This window comes from Sporosarcina sp. P3 (genome assembly GCF_002743415.1).
In the GTDB taxonomy this organism is placed as follows: Bacteria; Bacillota; Bacilli; order Bacillales_A; family Planococcaceae; genus Sporosarcina; species Sporosarcina ureae_A.
In genome coordinates, this window is record NZ_PDZE01000001.1 from 239,316 (window position 1) to 256,505 (window position 17,190).

Sequence of the window (17,190 nt, forward strand, 5' to 3'; positions counted from 1 at the left end):
ACTTGCTGGGGCAGCTCTTTTTTTGCGTTTGACGATGAATTTTTCCTACCATACAGCAAAAAAGCGGTGATCGTTCTTCCAAGTCGTGGTGATCTTGCATATTAGTCGGGTGTATGTATGCTAGTCAGAAAATAGCAAAAACGTAAAACGCTGTATTCTTCATGCTTTGTCAGGAGGTATTTTAGCTTTTCCACTACTAATAACATTAATTACTTACTCTATAAAAGTAAAAATAGTAAAAATAGTGCTTTGTTATGATTTTATACAAGTTAGGCAAACAACTAGCACATATGAGAGTGGAGAGGTGAAGAGTAGATGAAATTGGCAAACGAAGAGGTTGTATCGAATTTAGAATTGGATCCATTATTTCATCCACGTACGATTGCGGTTCTGGGAACTTCGGAGAATCCGAATAAAATTGGCTACTTGCAGCTGAAAGCATTACTTGACGGTGGATTTGCAGGAGAAATTTATCCGATCCATCGCAGTGCGCAACAAATTGCGGACTTAACGTGTTACCCAAGCGTCAAAGATGTACCGAATGAAATCGATCTAGCTATTCTCTGCGTTGGGATTGACCAAGTGGAAAAATGTTTGGTGGAGTGTGGTGAAAGCGGTGTCAAAGCGGCAATCGTCTTTGCTTCAGGTTATTCCGAAATTGGCGAAGCAGGTATCGTAGCGCAACAACGCCTGAAAGACATTTCCGACACGTACAATATCCGCATTATCGGTCCGAACTGTGTCGGCTTACTCAATACAACGAATGGCTTGATGGGAACCTTCTCGCCAGGGTTGACGAATATGCCGTTAAACAAAAAACGGGAAGCGGGCTTTGTTACACAAAGTGGCGCGTTTGGCGTGTTAACGTATATCGCCGCGGCTCAGCAAGGTTTAACGTTCAACTATTTTGTCAGTGTCGGCAATGAAGCCGATGTAGGCTTTGCGGACGTCATGGAATACATGCTGCATGACCCGAACACAACGATCGCAACCGGCTATCTTGAAGGAGAAAAAAACCCCGAGAAGTTACGCGAGTTGGCGAAATTCGCACTTGAGATCAACAAACCGATGGTCATCATGAAATCAGGACGAAGCAGTGCAGGCAGTCGTGCTGCAGCGTCACACACAGGTTCACTTGCAGGTGCCGACCAAGTATATGACGGATTTTTCAAACAAACCGGTATTGTCCGAGTGGAAGATTATGTAGACATTATTTCATTCTCCAAACTGTTCATGTCGAAGAAGATGCCAACAGGAAGAAATGCGGTCATCGTCACAAGCTCCGGTGGAAGAGGAATTAACGAAGCAGATCGCTGTGAATCATACGGTATAAACATACACCCGCTAAGCGATCAAGTGAAAAAAGAAATAGAGAAAAACATTCCGAGTTATGCAAGCGCTTCCAACCCGATTGATTTGACAGCAGCGGCTTCCATTACACACCCAGAATTATTTATCGAGCCATTGAAAGTGCTCGTCAACGATCCGGATACGGACATCATCATCTTCTCCGAATTTCCAATGAACTGGGATGAAAACACGCCCGAGCTACAAGAATTTGTGCAGCTTTGCGAGAACTCCGATAAGTTCGTTCTCGTGACGACGTTCCCGCTTGAAGGCATGTCCGTTCCGAAAGGCGTCGGATATCTAGAAGATCACGGTGTCGCGTTCGTGCGAGGCGACATGAACCCAATCCGCTCACTAGCTAAGCTTGTCGAGTATAGGGAAGCTTACGAGAAAGCAAAGAAACAGCGAATGCAAGCTGAACCTAAGAAAATCAATAAAACGAACATCCGTCATCTATTACTGGAAAACCAGACGTTAAGTGAGTCGCAGTCGAGCGAAATTTTGAATGAATACGGAATTCGCACAGCAAAACGCGCCATTGCACAGACTGCAGAAGAAGCTGTAGAATTTGCGGCTACGATCGGCTATCCCGTCGTGTTGAAAATCGATTCGCCTGATATCCCACACAAAACAGAAGTAGACGGCATCCGCTTGAATGTGAACAATGCAGAAGAAGTCAGAAAAGCGTTTGATGAAGTCTATCAAAATGCCACTCGAAACTGTCCAAACGCGACAATTCACGGTGTGTCCGTGCAAGAAATGTTAGCTGAAGGCGTGGAGGTCATTGTAGGCGTCACGAATGATCCGACGTTCGGTCCGGTCATTATGTTCGGTCTCGGAGGGGTATTCGTCGAAGTGTTCAAAGATGTATCGTTCCGCATAGCACCGATCACAAGACAAGACGCGATCGATAAGATGGAAAGTCTAAAAGGCTATGAACTATTAAAAGGTGTCCGAAATAAAAAGCCGGTCGACAAGGAAGCCATTATCGACGTGTTGCTAAAAGTATCCGATTTGATTCAAGACTATTCGAATGAAATCAAGGAAATTGATATTAACCCGCTCATCGTCTATGAAAACGGCATTGTAGCGGCAGATGCATTGATCATCACAAAGTAACGGGAGGATGGAAAATGGACTTAGATAAAAGCGTCATTGGTTTAACGAGTACAGAATACGTCTTTGAAGTAGAAAGTCGGCATGTCGGCCAATTTGCTGCGGCAATCGGAGACGACCATCCACTCTATTCGGATGAAAATTACGCCAAGCAATCGGCTTACGCAGGGTTAATCGTGCCGCCTACATTCCCTATTGCGATGAACGACGGCAAGACTAAAATGCCACTGGATCTCGACCAGCGTAGAATGTTGCACGGCGAGCAGGAATTCATCTACTACAAACCAATCCGCATAGGCGATCGACTGCGTTGTCAGATCAAAGTACACGATCTGTATGACAAAGAAGGTAAAAGCGGCAAGATGCAGTTTTTAAAGCTTGATACCGAAATGAAAAATGAAACAGGCGAATTGGTCTGTATTAGCCGAATGAATATCGTCTATCGCTCATTAGCGAACTAATGGAGGGACCTCATATGATCAAAGATTGGGTGTTGGAAGAACTAACCGTTGACCAAAAACTTGAACCGATGGTGAAGCCGCCGATTACGAAAGTGCAGCTCGCTCAATATGCAGGTGCATCCGGAGATTTTAACCCGTTGCACCTCGACGATGACTTCGCCCAAAAAATCGGCATGGACGGTGTCATCGCACACGGCATGCTGGTGATGGGTTTCCTTGGTGAGTACGTCATGAAAATTGCCGGTCAAGAAGCACGGATCGCAAATATAAACATGCGTTTTGGCAAAATGACTGTCCCAGGTGACGAAATTCGTTGCTCAGGTGTAGTAGAACGAACATATGAAGAAGAAGGCAAGCGGTGCATTGCACTGGAACTGACAGCCGAGAAAGTATCGGGCGAAGTGGTTGGATCAGGCAGCGCCATCTTACAACTAACATAATCGCCATCGTGAAATAGGAGGAATAGAACTATGGGAATTATTAAAGATCGCTATGCCATTGTAGGCGTAGGTGAAAGCGAACGCTCAAGAAAATCGGGGACAACGCCTCTTCATTTAGCACTCGATGCTGCCAAAGCAGCGATTAAAGATGCCGGTTTGAAAGCGACGGACATCGATGGATTTATGAACTATAACGAAGGAGATTCCTGTACGTCTCACCAGCTAGCAACGTATCTTGGTGTACGACCGAAATACGTCAAAGATATCCAAGGTGGCGGAGCGAGTACCGAGATGCTGATCGCCGATGCGGTGGCGCTCATTGAAGCAGGCCAACTGAACACAGTATTGATCTATCGTTCCATGAACGGAAGCTCCGGAACACGTGTAGGCCGAGGGTATGACCCGGATATGCTGCAAGGGGCACTAGCTGGCGGAAGTTTCGTTATTCCATACGGATCAGCGAGCCCATCACAATGGTTCGGCATGTACGCGACGCGTCACATGCATGAAACAGGTATTACGAAAGAACATCTCGGACATGTCTGCTTGAGTTTCTATGAGCATGCACAACGTAATCCGAAAGCGTTTCTGCACGGTAAACCGTTAACGATGGAAAACTATCTCGCTACACCGGATATTAGTTCTCCATTCAATATCCATGATTCATGCCTCGAGCTCGATGAAGGCAATGCGATCATCGTCACTTCTGCTGAAAAAGCACAAGACTGTACGTCAAAACCCGTCTATATCATGGGTATGTCTGCACGCCAATGTCACCCACACGCGCACTACTGGAATGATATTGATCAAGTCGCCTCCGATTATGTAGCGGAAGAGCTCTACGAAAACGCGGGTGTCACACCAGACGATATCGACGTGGCTTCCATCTATGACTGTTTCAGCTGGGTTGTAATGCGACAGCTTGAAGCCTATGGATTTGCGAAACGCGGAGAAGTAGGAGATTTCGTTGCAGAGGGCAACTTAAAGATGGGCGGGAAATTGCCAACTAACACAGCGGGCGGCATGTTGTCAGAAGGATACACGCATGGAATGAATAATGCGATTGAAATCGTCAGACAGCTACGCTATGACTATGAAGGAACCGACCGCCAAGTAGAAGACTGCAAGATCGGTATTTGTACCGGTTGGGCGGGACCCGATATTGCAGGCGCCATGATCTTACGAAACTAGGAGGAATAACTATGACACAAGCAACGACGGCTTACCAAAAACCGATTCCATTAAAGGATCTAGATAATGCTCCGTACTGGGACGCGGCAGACCAACATCAACTGGCTCTGCAAAAATGTGATGACTGTCAAGCCTATTCACAACCACCAGGCCCTACGTGCGCCAAGTGCGGAAGTGCAAATGTCCGCTTTGAACAGTTGGGCGACGACATTACAGCTACTGTCTACTCGTATGTAGTGTCCTACCGTCCATTCCTACCGGGCTTCCAAGATGAGTTGCCAACCATTATCGCACTCGGACAACTCGATCAAGTGCCGGAAGTAAAAATTATGGGCAACATCTTGAAGTGCGAGGAAAAAGATTTGGAGATCGGCATGCCCATTCGCATGACATGGGTCGATATTACAGAAGACCGTGCATTGCCACAGTGGATTCCGGCTACCAACTGATCGATGGATGAGATAGAAAGGATGAACGAGTATGGATTTCTCTTTTACGAAAAAAGAAGAAAAATTTAGAACCGAACTTCGAACATGGCTTGAAGCGAACCTACCTGAAGGGTGGCTTGAAGGCAAGCGCGACTTACCAGAGGACTTGGATGAATATTCCCGTGTGTTACGCGCATGGCAACATACATTGTACGAAGGCGGATGGGCTGCCATCGCTTGGCCGAAAGAATACGGTGGACGCGACGCTAGCCTCATGGAAGAAATCATCTACCATCAGGAAATGGTACGTGTCAAAGCACCGCCACTTATCAACTATATCGGGATCCATATGGTAGGCCCTACGTTGATCGACATTGGAACAGATGAACAAAAAGAGAGATATTTGAAGAAAATCCTAACGGGTGAAGAAATATGGTGTCAAGGCTATTCAGAGCCGGGCGCAGGATCGGATTTAACAGGCCTGAAAACACGTGCGGTAAAAGACGGCGATCGCTGGCTCATCAATGGCCAGAAAGTCTGGACAAGTTTTGGTCACGTGGCGGATAAATGTTTCCTACTGACACGAACGAGTACGCACCCAGAAAAGAAACACCGCGGTATTACGGTGTTCATGATGGATATGCACCAGCCGGGCGTCGAAACACTGCCGATTGTTCAGATGGATGGACATTCAGAATTTAATGAAGTGTATATGACAGACGCTGTAGCGACGAATGCGGATATCGTCGGACAAGTGGATTCAGGCTGGCATGTATTGATCGCTTTGATGCTTCATGAGCGTACAGGGATCGGGGCAGAACTCTTCACACTCGAAAAACAATTCAACGATACGGTGGAACTGGCACAGCAGTATAAAGTGAATGGCAAACCATTGATCGAAAATCCTGCCATCCGACAAAAATTGGCGAGTTTCTACGCTCGCGTACGTGGATCACTCTTGAATTACTATAAAAACTTGACGACTACGATTAAGAACGGCCAGCCTGGTGCGGAAACATCCATCGATAAGTTGGTCGTAACCGAGCTTAACCAAGCACTTTCGGCATTCGCAGTGGAAATTCAAGGACATCAGGGCGTGTTAGTTGATAAAGACGCTGTAGCCGATCCGAAATGGCAACATTTATTCCTAGCCTCATTCGGACAGACCATCGGTGGCGGTACGAGTGAAGTACAACGCAATACGATTGGCGAGCGGGTCCTGGGATTGCCAAAAGACATGGGACGTTAATAGAGTAGGAGGGATGAAATATGGACTTTTCATTAACAGAAGAGCAAGAAATGTTTCGGGGACATATTCGCAAAATGCTAGATAAATTCGGTGGCACACAAATAGCTCGGGAAATGATCGATGACAACCCGCAAAGCTTGAAGAAAGTGTACACGACATTGGCTGAACTCGGATGCAGCGGCATCAATATTCCTGAAGAATATGGCGGTATGGACCTCGAGGCACTTGATCTCGTGCCGACGTTTGAAGAGATGGGACGTTCATTAGTACCTGGCTTGTTCATGGAAACTTCCGCGCTAGCAGTACCGATCCTCAAGAAATATGCAACAGAGGAGCAAAAGCAACACGATTTGCCAGCGATCGCTTCGGGAGAAAAATGGATTTCATTCGCGGCATTGGAACCTTTCAATGACTTCTCACCAGCTGGTATCCACTGTACATTGGTGCAACAAGACGGACAGTACGTGCTCAACGGTACGAAGACGCTTGTACCCGAAGCGGAACTTGCGGATGCGTTCCTCGTACTCGTACGCACAAACGAGGAAGATCAAGAAGACGGACTATCACTTGTGCTCATCGATAAGACAGAAGGAATGAAGATCGAAAAACAATCATCCTTTGATGAATCCAAACATGTGTCGAAAGTTGAATTCCACAACTTCGTCATTGAAGAAAATCAAATTATAGGGGAACTGGACAAAGGCTGGACGCAGCTTCAAGAAGGTTTATTATACTTTAATGCTGCACTTAGTTCCTACATCGTCGGGGCAATGGAGCAGGTCGTCCAGATGGCGAACGAATATGCGAAGATTCGCGAGCAGTTTGGCCAAGCGATCGGCCGCTTCCAAGCGATCAAACACAGTATTGTCAACATGAAAGTGAATTTGGAAATTGCTCGTTCACTGAGCCATTATGCCAACTGGGTAGTGGATACGGACGAATCCGACCGAGAAGCAGCAGTATATAGCGCCCGTACATATGCGACGGAGAAATTCATCGAAGTCTCGGCACATAATATTCAAATCCACGGCGGAATCGGATTCACTGAAGAAATCGATTGCCATTTATACGTGAAGCGCGCGCGCTATTATGATCAGTATGTAGGCTCCACCCCTTTCTATCAAGAAAAAGTAGTCGCTTCACTAGGCTGGTAAATTGAAGGAGGAAACTATATGACAAACGTATCTGAGAAATCCAAATTGACGACATACGGTAACATCATCAACGGCAAGACCGTACAAGCGCAAGACGGGGCTGTATCGGACAGTATCGACCCGTCAACAGGCGAAGTGTGGGCAAAGATTCCGTCCAGTAAGAAAGAAGACGCGGAACTCGTCATCCAGGCGGCGCGCGGAGCATTTGAAGACTGGTCGAATCTACCGGCACGTACACGCGGCGATTATATGCGCAAGATCGGGGATATGATTTCCGATCATGCATCGGAGCTACTGGCACTCGAGACGCGCAACAACGGCTGGGTGCTCGACGAATATGGTTATCTCGCAGAAGTACTCAAGCAAGTTTGGTACGACGCGGCAGGTGCAGCCACATTAGTAGGTGCGCAAGGCCGTACCGTACAAATGGGAACGGGAGATTTTGGATACACTGTACGAAAGCCATACGGAGTAGTCGTTGGCATCTTACCTTGGAATGCACCGTTGTTCACATTCACGATCAAAGCGGCCTATGCACTTGCAGCAGGAAATACGGTCGTGATCAAGCCAGCAGAAAGTGGAGCGGTTGGGTCTCTACGCTATGGGGAATTAATTTCACACATCTTACCTCCAGGTGTGCTCAATGTTATTTCGGGGGCGGGTCGCGAAATCGGGGATTATCTCGTCAGCCACGAAGAAGTGAATAAAGTGAGTTTGACTGGCTCTAAGGCCACAGCGGAACGAATCACAAAAGCTACTGCTCATTCACCGAAGTCACTGATCTTTGAACTGGGTGGGAAGTCACCGAATATCGTCTTTGAAGATGCGAATATCGAGGAAGCGGTTTACGGTTTGATCAACGGAATCTTCACGCCAAACTCCGGTCAAATTTGTGTAGGTGGGTCACGTATGTTAATCCAGCGTTCCATTTATGATGAAGTGATCAACCGCTTGAAAGAGTTGATGACAGACAAAGAATTCGTCAAGCACGGCAATACGCTAGATACGACGAATACAATGGGACCGATCGCTAATGAAGCACAATTCAAGTCAGTCTGCGGCTATATCGACGAGGCATCAAAAGACGACTACGAGATCGTCTTTGGCGGACAGTATGGCGGGGAAGCCGTTCTACCTGGTCAGCCGGAATATGCGAACGGCTACTGGGTGCAACCTACGCTCGTGAAGGTAGTGGATAACAGCACGAAACTTGCCCGTGAAGAAATTTTCGGTCCGGTGGCGGTTGCGATTCCGTTCGATACAGAAGAAGAAGCGATTCACATTGCCAATGACACGAACTTCGGTTTAGCGGCGGGGGTTTGGACACAGAACTTGGGTCTCGCTCACCGAATGGTCGATCAACTCCAAGCGGGCAACGTATGGGTGAATACGTACGCTAGAGTCGGAGCAGATCTGCCGTTTAGCGGTGTAAAGGAAAGTGGGTACGGTACGGACTCGATTCTCGATTATTCACAGGAAAAAGCGTGTGTTATCAATATCAGGTAGTCCACTAGGAACGATAAGATCTGTGGCGGGAGAGCTTCGGTTTTGCGCCAAGCATGCTGAAAACTCCTTCTGCAGATTTTTCACATCACAGCTAGATTTGACATAATAAAGCGTAAAAACTAGTACAACATCGATAAAGGGAGGCCACTATATGAATGAAGCGGCATTGAAGGATCAATCGATTAATAGAGGTTTTTTGTTCATAAGTTTCGGAGCGTTCTTTATTATGTTAAGTTTAGCGACCCATCTTCCAGCCTATCCACATATGATAGCGGAATTTAATCTGACGCCGGGCTACGCAGTGTGGATGCAACTTGGTTTGGCTATCGGATTGACAGGTTTCCAGCCATTGCTCGGATGGATCGGTGATTCATTCGGATTAAAGATCGTGATCCTAATCGGTGGGATCTTTATGGTGATCGGTTCACTGCTTGTCGCGTTTTCCTTTTCATTTTGGGTGCTCGTTCTTGGATTGTTCTTCAAGGGAATCTCTGGAGCAGCGATTGCGCCATCGGGAATTGCCTACGCTGGAAAGTTCATGGTCGGTACCCAGCGCGCGAAAGCGATTGGAACATTTGCGGCATTCATTACGATCGGTTCAGTGTTCGGGCCAATTATCAGTGGCATGATCGTCGATACAGCCAACTGGCAAGCGAGCTTTATGTTCACTGCTGTTCTTGGCGGAGTAGGAATTGCGCTCTTCGCTTTTGTCCCACATGTCAAAGTACAGGCACGAAAGAAGTTGGATGTTCTAGGATTGGCTTTCGTTATCACACTGTTACTAGGACTACTAACGATTCCAACATTCATCAACAGCTTTGGTATTGAATCGGGTATGTGGATTCCTTCATTGCTAGTGTTCGTGGCAGCGTTGATTATTTTAATTTTTGTTGAGAAGAAACAAAAGGCACCATTGCTTGATTTGAAGTATGCGGTGAACCGTAATTTCTGGGTTCCGACGACAATTGCCGTATTCATTTTCCTCGGGTACACAGGCATCATGTACTTATTGACCTTCTTCGTCCAGAACGTCCAAGGTAAAGCGGCCACGACGGTCGGGTTTTTACAGATGGCGGTATTCCTTGGTACATCGGTCGCGGCGTATTTCAGCGGAAGAATTTTGAAGAAACTTTCAGCTCGAACGATTATAGGCTCAGGAATTCTCGTATTTGCTTCGGGAATTATCATGTTGAACTTCGTTACCCTGACGACACCGTTCATCTATTTGTTCATCTCCATGAGCCTGATCGGAATAGGGGTCGGTTTCCAAACGCCTGCAGTGAAAGGCTTGATCGTTTCAGAAGCGTCAATAGAACGCATGAACGTCGTGACGTTTACGAATACAGTGATTGAAAGCATAGCACAAAGATTGGGCGCCTCTTTTGCTTTAGTCGCTTTCTCGATCTTCAGTGCAAGTGGTAACAACGTCGGTGCAGTAGTCAGTACTTCCTGGGTCATCATGGGCTTCGTCGTCATCGCCTTGTTGTTCTTGCCGTTGATTCCGCGGACTATTCCTGGAATCCATACGAATGAAAACGATTTACTCGGGACGAAAATCATTCCGAAGCCTTTAAATATTGAAGAAATCAAATAAATTTGCTGTTGTGTACAGAGAGGAGTCTTTACTATGAATATTTATGTCTTACTGAAAAAAACATTCGACACGGAAGAAGCCATTTCCGTGTCAGGTGGCCAAATCGATGAAAGCGGTGCAGAGTTCATTATTAATCCATACGATGAATACGCCGTAGAAGAAGCCATCCAACAGCGTGACGCGCACGGTGGTACGGTAACCGTCGTAACCATTGGCGATCAGGACTCGGAGAAACAGCTACGCACAGCGCTAGCCATGGGAGCCGATCATGCGGTACTGATCAACACGGATGACGACCTGGACGAAGGTGATCAGTTTACGACAGCGAAAATTCTCGAGAAATTCTTCGAAGAACGCGAGGCAGATCTAATTCTCGCTGGCAATGTCGCGATCGACGAGGCAAGCGGTCAAGTCGGTCCTCGTCTTGCTGAGCGTCTGGATATGCCATTCATCACAACAATTGTCAAACTAGAAATCGTTGACGGACTAGCGACAGTCGAAAAAGACGTAGAAGGCGATCTAGAGAGAATTGAAGTATCACTTCCCGTGCTAGTTACATGCCAGCAAGGATTGAATGAGCCGAGATATACCTCACTACCAGGTATTATGAAAGCGAAAAAGAAGCCTCTTGAGCAACTAGAGCTAGATGATCTAGATCTCGATGAGGACGACGTAGCAGCTAAGACGGCAACCATTGCAGTGTTTTTGCCACCTACAAAACAAGCGGGACGTATTCTGGCAGGAGAAACAGAAGGCCAAGTGAAAGAGTTGGTCGATTTATTGAGAAATGAAGCGAAAGTAATGTAAGTGAGCTTTGAAATGGAAAGGGGTTTTATTATGAGTGAAAAAATACTAGTAATTGGTGAATTGCAACAAGGAAATCTACGAAAAGTAAGTTATGAGACCATCGCAGCCGCGAAACAACTGGATGGCGATGCGGAAATTATAGCATTGGTCATGGGTGACAGTGATTTACAAACACCAGCTAATGAAATGATTCAGCATGGTGCCGATCGAGCGATTACGGTAGCTCATACGAATTTAAGCAACTATACTTCGGAAGGTTATGGGCAAGTCATGATGGAAGTGATGCAAGAAGAAAATCCATCCGCGATCATCATGGGGCATACATCTATCGGTAAAGATGTAACGCCTAAAATCGCAAGTCGCTTAGAGCTCGGGTTGATATCGGATGCCGTGGCAATCGGAAAAGAAGATGGCCAAGTCGTTTTCACTAGACCGATTTACTCCGGTAAGGCATTCGAGAAGAAAATCATTAAAGACGAAGGGGTTCTTTTCGCAACGATTCGTCCGAATAATATATCAGCCATCGAGCGTGACACGAGCCGTACAGGCGATATCATGGCAAAAGAAGTGGATGTTAAAGACTTACGTACGATTGTCAAAGAAGTTATTCGCAAGAAAACGGAAGGCGTCGACTTATCCGAAGCAAAGATCGTCATCGCTGGCGGACGTGGCGTTAAAAGCGCGGAAGGCTTCAAGGCTTTGTATGAGCTAGCAGAACTGCTCGGCGGCGCTGTAGGGGCATCACGTGGCGCGTGTGACGCAGATTATTGTGATTACTCCTTGCAAATCGGCCAAACGGGTAAAGTCGTGACGCCAGACCTTTATATTGCAGTAGGCATCTCGGGTGCTATTCAGCACATGGCCGGCATGTCGAACTCTAAAGTAATTGTTGCCATTAACAGTGATGCGGAAGCGAATATTTTCAACATGGCAGATTACGGAATCGTCGGGGACTTGTTCGAAGTTCTTCCGTTACTAATAAAAGAAATCAAGTTAGAAGGTTCACTTGTATCCTAAATGTAAACAGCCCGTACAGTTCAATTCGTGAACTGTACGGGCTGTTTTGCCTAATTCGCTTACTCTATTATCGCAAAGGTGTATAGATAATTCTGTAAACTCATGATATACTACTTGAAACTTACGGTTTATCGGGGGGATAATTTTTGATCAATTACGATTTACTGTTGAACGATACGAACTACGAACTACTCCACCATCAAACGATTGCAAATAAAATCGACCGCTTCCAAGTGATCATCATTCATGACCGTCAACCAAACTTTTTCGATTATAATTACTTACTGAACTTCCCATCTGAAAACGTACGAAAAAAAGTGGACGCCAACCGCATTTTCCCGAGAGTGAAAAATGAGACATTCGTCGTCCGTCAGCAACACTACGATGAAAATGTGGACTTGTTTTTCAAGATGCGCGTAGATGCGAGGCGTGAACTACTCGCAAAGGCGACAGAATTCATGATCGCCAAATTTTTTAGAACCTATGAGAGTCATCTTTCACCATTGCTTGCGAATAAGCCAACACTCAAATGGGAAATTATTAATAAATTATATGATAAATACGATAAAATGCTGCGTGCACACGTCGGACTCAATGATGAGAATTCCTGGAATGTATTCAGCACATGGTATAGAACTTATTTGAAGAATTATACCGTCAACGAGTTAATCGTAAAGCATGGTTATGATATGCTGAACACTCTTGACAAAGAAGAGCTAAATGCATTATTCCTCGAAAAAATGAGCGCAAGTTTCACTTCTAACGATAGCTTTTTAAATACATTTACTTCTGATGTCAATATCTATATTGAAAAAATGGTGTCCGAAATACTCGCGAAGTTTGAATCGGAAAGAAACTCAATGGAGCAGATTAATGAATTACTCGGAGTTAGCGCACAATTTTCCATACATCAACCTATCGAAGCCACAGCAAAAACGAATAATCTGATCGTCATGAGTAATGTGGTGTATCAATTTATTACCGAAGCAATTTCTAACCAGAAATTCGTTTGTGAGTCTAATCAATGGCCGCGAGCCACCATTCAAGGCACTAGATTAACGGGTTCTCTGCAATTACTTCCGAACGAAGAAGATCAGACAGCCAGCCACATGACTCTGCTGCATAACTATGCCTGCGCCTTATCCGAAGTCGATGTCGATGTACTAGATTCGCTATGTCATTTGTATTTGGCACAATCCCCGCAGTCGGAAGTCCGAGTAGAAATTCGGTTTGATGATCTACTGACAATCCGTGGACTCAAACATAAACTTGGAGGAACCGGGCGAAGAGGTGGTTACGAAAAAGAACAACGCATCCAAGTGATGAAAGCGCTTTCCGTTATACAATCACTATGGCTCGAACTAGATAGCGTAGTAGTCTATGAACAAGGTAAACCCGTCAACAAGAAGATACAAGGGCGCGCGTTTCATTTCACAAATGAAGATGGAAGTTTGTTCCGATTTACTGAAGAACCACTGCCTGAGCGTTTATATGTCATGATCGGAGAAGTATTTGATCATTTTTTACTGGGATCTGCTAGACAGATAAAACTATTACCAAATCAAGCAATCGAATTCAATCCATACCAACGTAAATGGGAGAAAAAGCTCATTCGGTATATTAGTTGGCGTTGGCGTACACAAGCACGCAAAGCAAGTTACTTGCAGCCTCATAAAATCCGTACATTGCTCGAGAAAATAGGACTACAAGCCGACTCACAAGCTCCATCACGCATTCGCGATCGTCTGGAGAAAGCTCTTGATCTACTTGAAGAAGAAGGCATCATTACATTTTGGCAATACAATCAATGGGATGAAGACCATATGTCGAAAAAAGGATGGTTGCGTATTTGGTTAGATGCTACAATCATCATCGCGCCGCCTGACGAGATTGTGAGCTATTATGAGCCAATCGAGAGAAAGAAATCCACCAAGGTGCCAAACAAATTTACTTTAATCCAAACGAAAGAAGAAATCTGCCAAAACATCGGTAGTGATTTTAAAGAATGTCGAATCACTCGTGGCCTGACACTGAAACAAGTGTCCGATGAATTGAATATTTCAACCTCCTATATAAGCAATATTGAACGAGGCGGAGCGTTGCCGTCACAAACCGTCTATAAAAAGATGAAAAATTGGTTAAACTAAGGCGGCATAATAGTAAACATGTAAGTTGAAATCTGTTAACACAAAAACAAAAAAATATATTTCGTTAAAAAGCGAACATACAGACGCTATATAAGGTATACTAAGCAAAGCTCAGATTTTGTCGAGCTTTGCTTTTGTTGTGAATAAAAAGCAAATAATTACGCATTATATAATCTTACGAAACCTGGTTCCAAATAATCCTTGTTACATTACTTGCTTCGCATCATATACATCAACAAACTATAAATATTCCACGAACAGTAATCAAGGACAGGGGATAGGGAACAACAAGAATACTTTACGCAAAAATAACGGTTTCAGATGATTTATTAACTCACTGAAGAAAAGAAAGCAAAGTTTTTCTCGATAACTCATCTAAGATCTGTCTAATAAAGAACGTAAACATTAAGGTCCTGTATAAAGCATATAGAGCAAGATGTTCGTTAAGCTACGCATTATTTATAATGATTAACTGATTTGTTAGGCAGCAAGGTTGCTGAAGTTTCAATAAGCCAGGCTTCCTATAACAAAAAATGAACATACAAACACTATAAAAGTAATGGTAATCAGGATCATATTGAAGGAAAGAACTAAACATATTTAATATTCCCAAGAAACCTGGTTCCAAATAATCCTTGTCCAAGACATATCTACTCGCACCACATAACAGAATACGCCATATTTATCGCACGAACAGCAATCAAGGAAGGCGATTAGGGACCACATAAAGGACATCTACGATATACCCATTAAATCAATATGAGAAGGGATCAGTTAATTTTGGAAAAAGGATAACTAGCATGAAGAACGATGGATCAGCATGTTAAAAGCCAAACAAACGACACAATGAAAAAGCTGGTTCAGTTCATCTGGTAAGATTGATTGTCGACATAGTAAAACCGCATACAAAACTCAGTGAAGGAATGAAACATAACATAGTATATACACATGAAAAAGAACAGCAAACGCGTACATATCCAAAACATTGAAATGAACTGGTTAAGTCATTATAATAAGATGAGCGTGAAATTCAGCAAAAAAACCGCTGATATCTCACTATCGCAAGTATACTTACAAGTGAAACATTACTTCCTATAATTTATATTATGTTCGGGGCGTTCTACGTTCTATACATATTCTACTCACCATGTATCCTTCTCGCACTAGCTTTCTAAGCGATTCTTATGATCTTTAGTTTTGATGTCTGTAAAATCAATATGTCCTACACTGTACTCAATGACATCGTTAATGAATAATTTATGATCTTTTGCCAACTGCTTAACGGATTCCAATAATTCTTGGTCATACGTTGTTTTATATTGAATTCGATCTTTTGGACGCAAATTTTTGTCGTACTCAATAACTCCTGCAGCTAATACGTTCCGCAATCCATTTTCTAATAAATAATTGCTGTATGTATCATGCACTTCAGATAATTCTTCTAACTGCAATAAAATCTCTTGACTGATATTCGTGCGGAATTTAATCCGTGTTTCATCTGTAGTTTGAATCATTTTACCATTTACTAATTTCCACATAATTATTTCCTCCTTAGATATGAAAAACTCGTAAATGCTATATTCACGAGTTAATCTTTAGTAATCGATCCGTTTGTTGTAACGCCTGGATATTCGCAGAACCTGTTGCAAACATCGCCATACGTAATTCTAGCTCACGGACTTCCATTGTCTGGAAAACACTTTCAGCTGATTTAGTAGCTTCTTCTAAAATCGCTCGACCAAAACCGACAAAATCTGCACCTAATGCGAGACATTTTGCAGCGTCGACACCTGTATGAAGTCCACCACTTGCGATTAATAATTTATCGCTCATATGAGGTGTAACTAGCTGTAGTGAGTCTGCCGTTCGAATTCCCCATTCACTGAACGCTTCAGCTGCTTGCTGTTTGATCGACGTCGTACGATGTTTTTCTACTTGACTCCAAGACGTCCCTCCTGCTCCAGCAACGTCAATGAACGACACACCGATGTCTAGAAGTTTCTTAGCAGTTTGACCATCTATTCCCCATCCAACTTCTTTAATACCGACAGGGACCGTTAATTCATTGCACAGCTTCTCAATTTTACATAATAAATTACCGAAATTCGTATTTCCTTCAGGCTGAATAACTTCTTGTAAAATATTAATGTGTAAAACTAACGCATCTGCATCGGTATACTCGATAATTTGGCGACATTCCTCTGCGGAGAATCCATAATTTAACTGTACAGCGCCTAAATTCGCAATAATGGGTACTGTTGGAGCGTATTTTCGTAATGCAAAAGAAGGTCGGAATGCTTTGCTCTCGATTAAAGCACGTGTCGAACCTAATGCCAGAGCCCAGCCTCTTTGTTCCGCAGCAAGTGCCAGATTCCGATTAATCGTTTCCGCAAAATCTGCACCACCCGTCATCGAACTGACTAAAAAAGGTGTTTTGCATGATTTTTTAAAAAAACTTTGCTCTATATTGATGTCGTCAAATGATAATTCAGGTAAAGCATTATGCAGAAATTCATACTGCTCCAAACCTGTCGTAATCGCATTTCCAGTCACGTGTTCATCCAACACGATTTGAATATGCTGTGCTTTCCGGTCATTCAGTTGCTTGCCCATGATTTTAACTCCTATCTACTAGTAAACCCATTTTTATATTAGTCGGTTACTATGAATTATAGCGGTTCTACATCGATTACACAAAACATAAAAAAGCTCTGAAATGAAACCAGAGCTTTG

The 17,190-nt window shown here is 44.2% G+C and carries 14 protein-coding genes; 12 read left to right on the top strand and 2 right to left on the bottom strand.

Translation table 11 applies throughout. The features are described 5' to 3' along the window. Positions 1 to 315 precede the first annotated feature (315 nt). From CSV61_RS01210 to CSV61_RS01265, 12 genes are all read left to right on the top strand, one after another. The gene (locus tag CSV61_RS01210; RefSeq protein WP_099637779.1) at positions 316 to 2,466 is read left to right on the top strand and encodes an acetate--CoA ligase family protein; all 2,151 of its coding nucleotides are present in this window, start codon (positions 316 to 318) and stop codon (positions 2,464 to 2,466) included. Positions 2,467 to 2,480: 14 nt separating this feature from the next. After that, on the top strand, positions 2,481 to 2,924 hold the full coding sequence (locus tag CSV61_RS01215) for an FAS1-like dehydratase domain-containing protein (protein ID WP_099637780.1): 444 nt from the start codon (positions 2,481 to 2,483) through the stop codon (positions 2,922 to 2,924). A gap of 14 nt (positions 2,925 to 2,938) precedes the next feature. After that, positions 2,939 to 3,364 (top strand): MaoC/PaaZ C-terminal domain-containing protein, encoded by a 426-nt coding sequence (locus tag CSV61_RS01220; protein ID WP_099637781.1) that lies wholly within the window; start codon positions 2,939 to 2,941, stop codon positions 3,362 to 3,364. Between the two features lie 30 nt (positions 3,365 to 3,394). Next, positions 3,395 to 4,555: a thiolase C-terminal domain-containing protein gene (locus tag CSV61_RS01225; protein WP_099637782.1), complete on the top strand. Its 1,161-nt coding sequence runs from the start codon at positions 3,395 to 3,397 to the stop codon at positions 4,553 to 4,555. A gap of 11 nt (positions 4,556 to 4,566) precedes the next feature. Next, positions 4,567 to 5,004, top strand: a complete 438-nt coding sequence (locus tag CSV61_RS01230; protein ID WP_099637783.1) for a Zn-ribbon domain-containing OB-fold protein — start codon at positions 4,567 to 4,569, stop codon at positions 5,002 to 5,004. 31 nt (positions 5,005 to 5,035) lie between these two features. Beyond that, complete coding sequence (locus CSV61_RS01235; protein ID WP_099637784.1) at positions 5,036 to 6,232, top strand: acyl-CoA dehydrogenase family protein; 1,197 nt, start codon at positions 5,036 to 5,038, stop codon at positions 6,230 to 6,232. 20 nt (positions 6,233 to 6,252) lie between these two features. Then, positions 6,253 to 7,386, top strand: a complete 1,134-nt coding sequence (locus tag CSV61_RS01240; protein WP_099637785.1) for an acyl-CoA dehydrogenase family protein — start codon at positions 6,253 to 6,255, stop codon at positions 7,384 to 7,386. A gap of 18 nt (positions 7,387 to 7,404) precedes the next feature. After that, positions 7,405 to 8,892: an aldehyde dehydrogenase family protein gene (locus CSV61_RS01245; RefSeq protein WP_099637786.1), complete on the top strand. Its 1,488-nt coding sequence runs from the start codon at positions 7,405 to 7,407 to the stop codon at positions 8,890 to 8,892. 151 nt (positions 8,893 to 9,043) lie between these two features. After that, entirely contained in the window at positions 9,044 to 10,486 is a 1,443-nt protein-coding gene (locus CSV61_RS01250; RefSeq protein ID WP_099637787.1) for an MFS transporter, read from the top strand. 33 nt (positions 10,487 to 10,519) lie between these two features. Continuing rightward, a complete protein-coding gene (locus tag CSV61_RS01255) occupies positions 10,520 to 11,293 on the top strand; it encodes an electron transfer flavoprotein subunit beta/FixA family protein (RefSeq protein WP_099637788.1) in 774 nt (257 codons plus the stop codon). 30 nt (positions 11,294 to 11,323) lie between these two features. Further along, entirely contained in the window at positions 11,324 to 12,310 is a 987-nt protein-coding gene (locus CSV61_RS01260; protein ID WP_099637789.1) for an electron transfer flavoprotein subunit alpha/FixB family protein, read from the top strand. Positions 12,311 to 12,456: 146 nt separating this feature from the next. Further along, a complete protein-coding gene (locus CSV61_RS01265; protein WP_099637790.1) occupies positions 12,457 to 14,457 on the top strand; it encodes a helix-turn-helix domain-containing protein in 2,001 nt (666 codons plus the stop codon). 1,163 nt (positions 14,458 to 15,620) lie between these two features. On the opposite strand, the gene CSV61_RS01270 is transcribed toward CSV61_RS01265, so the two are convergent. Together CSV61_RS01270 and fni are read right to left on the bottom strand one after the other, a co-directional pair. Beyond that, positions 15,621 to 15,995: an rRNA methyltransferase gene (locus tag CSV61_RS01270; RefSeq protein WP_083031073.1), complete on the bottom strand. Its 375-nt coding sequence runs from the start codon at positions 15,993 to 15,995 to the stop codon at positions 15,621 to 15,623. A gap of 43 nt (positions 15,996 to 16,038) precedes the next feature. Next, positions 16,039 to 17,070, bottom strand: coding sequence for a type 2 isopentenyl-diphosphate Delta-isomerase (gene fni, locus CSV61_RS01275; RefSeq protein WP_099637791.1), 1,032 nt, complete (start codon positions 17,068 to 17,070; stop codon positions 16,039 to 16,041). Positions 17,071 to 17,190: the final 120 nt, after the last annotated feature.